This is a genomic window from Stenotrophomonas sp. 05L44_2 (assembly GCF_056665995.1).
On the sequence record NZ_JBFTNR010000229.1, the window covers coordinates 1 to 5,416 of the forward strand.

A 5,416-nucleotide genomic window follows, 5' to 3' on the forward strand; every position below is an offset into this window, starting at 1 on the left:
CCCCTGATCCAGTCGACCGCGGCGAGGGTACCGCTGGCGGTACAGCACCGACTCGTCGCGCGCCTGGCGCGGGCGAACGAAATGCCATGTTTGGGTACACGCGTCAGTACGCGTCCGCGGCCGCCGCCATCTACCACGGTCTCCAGACCCGGCAATTGCGCTGGGTTGGCGTGGCGGATCGGTGTGCGGGCATCGCTGACGACGTCGTACTCGGCTTCGACGACGAAGTCATCGGCCACCAGTTTAAGTCCAGACGCGATCCGGACCCGTTTCGCATCGCTACGCTCCTGACCGGTGGGGCGGGCTTGCTGCCCGGGCTGGTGCAAGCTTGGCAGGAGCTGAAAGCCAGCTGTCCCGACGTGCGCATCCGCCTGCGGGTCGTGGTGGACGATACGCCGTCAGATGCTGATCGCGTCGGCAACGGAGGCACGACACGACAGTTCGTCGCCGAGTGGCAAGCCAATCCGGACCGGTCGCTGGCGCAGTGGCGCTCCACGCCGTCGGGCCCGTTCTTGGACGATCTAGAGGCTGCCTCTGGGCTGACCCAATCCGAATTTGAGGAATTCTTCCAGCGCCTGGAACTAGTGCACGGTGACCAGCCGAATTTTGCCGCGCTCTACGGAATCACGAGCCGAACTCAGCCACAAGTCGACCGCATCGCCGATCGGCTCCCGCACCTAGTCGCGCGCGTGCCCGAACGTGATCGGTGGACGCGGGCCGAGTTCCTTGAGGAGATGAGCTGGCCCGAGAACGAGCCGCGACATCGCCATCAGTTCCCTGTCGGCGTGGCCGTGCAACGCAATCCCAGCACTGAAGCGCAACTGCGGTGCGTGGTCCGCGATCATCCAAGCGGCTACGTGTCGTTGATCGGCCCGCCCGGTTCAGGCAAGTCGACCTTGCTACAGATCGCGCTGGAAGCCGAGCCACAACTCGTGGTCGTGCGTTACTTGGCCTACGTGCCCGGCGGAGCGCAAGGCATTGGACGCGGGGAATCGGCTGACTTCTTGGAAGACGTGGCTGCCGGGCTGCGTAATACAGGTCTGCCGGGGGTGCGGTTCCTTAGCGAGAACGAGAGACACCGCCGCGAAGAGATTGGAGCTTTGTTGGCTCAGGCCGGCGAGCGTTTTATCACCGATGGCCTGCGCACCTTGATTATCGTCGACGGCCTGGACCATGTGCCGCGCGAAGAGCGACCGATGCGATCGTTCCTGGCCGACTTGCCCTTGCCGGCAGCGGTGCCTGACGGGGTACTCTTCATCCTGGGTACCCAGCGCGTGGACCTGCCCGACATGCCCCCGGCCGTACGCGACCAGGCCAGCATGGCGGAGCGCCAGGTCGAAATGCAGGGGCTGTCCTTGACGGCCATCGCTGCCATGGCCGATGCCCTCGGCGTGCCGACGGCAGTGCCGCGGCCACGCTTGCGAGAACTGACCCTAGGTCATCCGCTGGCTACGCACTATCTGCTGCAGGCGTTGGTCGCGGCGGAAGATGACACCACCCGCGACCGGATTCTGCGCGAAGGTTTCGAGTACGTGGGCGACATCGACGCCTTGTACGCGGCCGCCCTGCGCGGCTTGGCAGAAGACAACGAGGTGCTTGATATCTTGGGCTTGGTGGCTCGAGCCGAAGCACCGCTGGATCCTCGAGACCTAGAAAGCCTGCACCCATCAGCTGCCATCGAGCGGACCTGGCGGCAGGTCCGCCACTTGCTCAAGCGTTCAGGCCATGCATGGTCCATCTTCCACAACAGCTTTCGGTTGTTCCTGACGCGGCTCACGCGCACGCGCTACGGGCTGCCGGACGCAGACTATTCGGCGAGCACCTACCGTCAGCTGGCGGACTTGGCCGCACGGGCTCCCGCGAATTCGCCAAAGCGTTTTCTGGCGGCTCGCTACCTGATGCGCGCCGGTGCGCACAGCGAAGCGCTTGCCTTGGCCACACCGACGCTGTTCCGCGCGCAATACTTGGCTGGGCGCGCGGCGTCGGAAATTCGCGTGGATGTTCGCCTCGCGTTTCGTTCCCTCCAAATGGTGGTCGACCCAACCGCTGCCTTTACGCTAATCCTGGCCGCGGACGAGATGTATCGGCGCGCCGAGGCCTTCGACGAACCGGACGAATCGCTCCGGGCGCTGCTGGCACTGGGGCTACTCGAGGAGGCCGAGGATTTTCTTGACGAAGTCGGGGGCGACGGCTTCCTGGTCGTGGAGGCATGGTTGAAGCAGGGCAACCTCGATCGGGCGCGAACCTTGTTCGAGCAGATCGAACCGCTGCACGATCTGGGCAGCGACCGCATGAGCAACGCGCCGTCCATGCGCAGGGACGAATTCGCCCGGTGGGCCGAACGGGCGAGCGAGTTTCGGTCACCGGCTGAACTGGTCGCAGGGATCGACCGCGTCGTCGAGGCGCTGCAACGCGAGCCCGGTCTGATTGACGAGCCCGAAGAGGTGGGCATGCAGCTGCGCGCGCGCGCGGCGCTGGCTGCGCTCGCCCGTAGTCCGTTGGCTGACCGCGATGCATTGATCGCCGACTTTCGTCTGGAGCCGACAGCACGGGCGCTACTGGCGACCCAAGCGGCACGACAGTTGCTGGCGGACGGTGCCGACCATCTCGCGCAGGCGACCGCGGCGCTAGCCGAAGCGGTCGCCGACGCTACTGCGCTCGCGCAGGTACCGCTGGGACTTCGTCGCACCGCGGCACTGCTCGCAGCCCGGCGCGGCCTAATCGCGCAGGCGCGCGCCCTGTATGACGGCGTGTCGACTCCGGCGCTGAATAAACTGGACAATGCTACCGACGTCGATCAGGCAGCCCACCTCGTCCGCGCCGTCATGGACGCCGCTGAACTGGGCGTGTGGATAGATCTGCCGGCGCCTCCGGCATCGCCGCCTAGAAAGGCCGTCTTGCGCCCGCTCCATCAGTTCACCCTAGATGCCGGACAGCTTGCCGCGCATAGCCGGCGCGAGCCGCAGAACGTCGTTGCTGGCGCCGCGGCACAGCTGTGCGCTAGCTTCATGCGCTACGTGTGCAGGACCGGCACGGTTGGGGTGGACGAGCATTTCGGCGCTCTGCAGCTCGACAAGGCGGCCCCCCAGGTGTTGGGTTCCTTGCTCCGGTCTGCCGCACGCCTGGGCGCATCAGAACTCGCGGGCACGGTGGCGGCCTTCGATCAGCTGCTCTCCGAGCACCCGCGCCAAGGAGATCGCCACACGCCGTTGCAAATCTTGGTGGCAGAAGCTGTGGCCGCGGGAAGCAACGATGTTGACGGCGCGCAAACGCGGCTGGACGCCTTGCTGGGTCAGCGCGAGGAAGGCACCCCTAGCCAGTTTCTAGCCAGCACGGCGCGGCTGGCGAAGTCGATGGCGCGCATTGGACGCCCCGAGCGTGCGCGCGAGCTGCTCGCGCAGCAGCGCGAGGAGACCCTGGGCTACGCCATGCGTGCCAAGAAGGATCCGCAGTACGCCCTCTGGGCGAGCTTGCTGCAAGCCGCCAACCGGGCAGACCCACCCGGTCGGGCGCATCGCGTTCGCGTGCTGACGCGCCAGGCGATCGGGATGAGCGCCACCGAGGGTCGCGATGCTGCGCGCCGATTGGCCCATGTTCTCGTAGCCGAGGCCGCCACTGACAGCGCAGCGTTGGCGTCCAGCGTCGCCGATGCCTTGCTTGCGAACGAGTTGATCGACTTCCCGGCGATGGTTGATGGGTTGATGAAAGGCGCGGTGCGCCGCGCCCCGTCGCGCGTTTTGCCCTGTGTCGAGCTGTGGGTGGCCTTGTGCCTACCCTTCCACCGTGCCGCCTACTACCGAGAATCGGAAGAAGGCGAATTCCTGCACGAGGCCATCCGCCTTGCAGTACCTGAGCAGCTGGGCCGCGTGCGTGATCGACTGCTTGAGAGTATTGAGCGACACGCACTGATTGACGTGCGGCCGGATGCACTGGCGACCTTGCGTGCCGCGCTGCTCGCACGTGGTGAAGATGCCACCCCGGTCGACGCAGCCTCGCAATGCCTGGAAGGCGTTCCTCGTCTGCGTCGCCGGGTGCTCAACTCTCCCACGCGCTACGACAACGTGCCGGACATGGTGCAACTGATCGCGCGCCTGGATATGGACGGCGCGGTTGGTGAACTCAGCCATGACGCCTCGATAGCGTTTGTACGCGTGCTGCCCGACGCGGACTTCCCGGGGGCGCTGGCCCTGTTCGATCGCCATCCCAAGCTGCAGGCCGATTACAAATGCCGCTTCGGCCTGGTGGATCGCGCGCTTGCCGCCGACGATCGTGCGACCGCGGCGCGCTTGGTCGCCGACTATCCGCCGGCCGATGACAGCAGCTCGCGCTGGTCATGGATCTGGGGTGGCGGTCTACGCCGCTATTTCGCGGCACGCCTTCAGCTGGAGGGCGACGCAGTGTTCCCCACGGCCTATGCCAACTTCATCGCGACACTGGTGGCGGGGGAAGAGCAGGTCAGCGCGCTGCTGTGGGATGTTGACGATATCTGGCCGGTGCTCACCGCGTCGCCCGATTGGGCGGCGATGTGGGCCGCGGTGGAAGAACAACTGCCGAGTACGCGCGACTACCGACTTGGCGAGGATGTGAGCGTTGATGGGGTGCAGACGGACGCCACCCTCATTGCCTCCCTGATCGAACGCATGCTCTCGTTACCAGTGGCCCACGTGCGCTGGCATGCCGGCCGCGCCGCTCTCGCGCTAGCGGCCGACGATCCGAACGCGTTCGCGCAGCTGATGCGCAGCCTACTGGCCAATGACGAGGATGACGTTGTCATCGACGGCCTACGGCTGATGCACAGTGCGACACGCGCGGAGCTCAACTCCGAGTGGGTCGCGCTCGTCGTTAGCCTCACCGGCCATGCCGACTTTGGCATTCGGGAACTCGCCCGGCGGCTCGCCACCCGCTCGGGCCGCGAGGTTGATCCAGTGAGGACGCCGATGCCGGCATTCTATAGCCTCGCGCTTCCGCCCATTGGCGCCCCTGACCGCGCGGACCAATTGCGAGCACAGCCTTTCGGCCCCCCCTCTGTGTCCGATCCCGCAGCGTGGAGCGCGCCGTTCCCGGACGCCATTGAGCTGCTCGCCCAGATCGCCGGCGTGTCCGAGGATCACGTGCGCCGTCGCGCTCAACAGCTGATCGACGGCTGGGGCGGCGTAGAAGCCTTCGGTCAGGCGGGCATCAACCGCTTGAGGGCCCGCTTGTCTATGTTTGGCCTGCATAACACGTTTTTCTACCCCCACGTGACGGTGGCGCTGCGCGCCTTGCGGCATGTCGGCGGCGAGTTGGCGGCCGCCGGACGCATCCCGGGCAACCGCGTCGACGAACTGCTGCGCGAGTTACATTTGGCACCATGCTGGCCTCGTACCGACGTCGACGCGCGGCCGGCGTTCGTCAGGCGCCCGGTCCTGCCCGAGGG

At 66.4% G+C, this 5,416-nt stretch carries 2 protein-coding genes; one reads left to right on the top strand and one right to left on the bottom strand.

Going from position 1 to position 5,416, the window contains the following annotated elements; all coding sequences use genetic code 11:
- Positions 1-239, bottom strand: a 239-nt coding sequence (locus AC1VAN_RS09810; RefSeq protein ID WP_480985721.1) for a hypothetical protein, incomplete at its 3' end; no start/stop codon positions are given.
- Between the two features lie 66 nt (positions 240-305).
- Here AC1VAN_RS09810 and AC1VAN_RS09815 point away from each other — a divergent pair.
- Positions 306-5,416: hypothetical protein (locus tag AC1VAN_RS09815; protein ID WP_480985722.1), on the top strand; the 5,111-nt coding region annotated here is incomplete at its 3' end.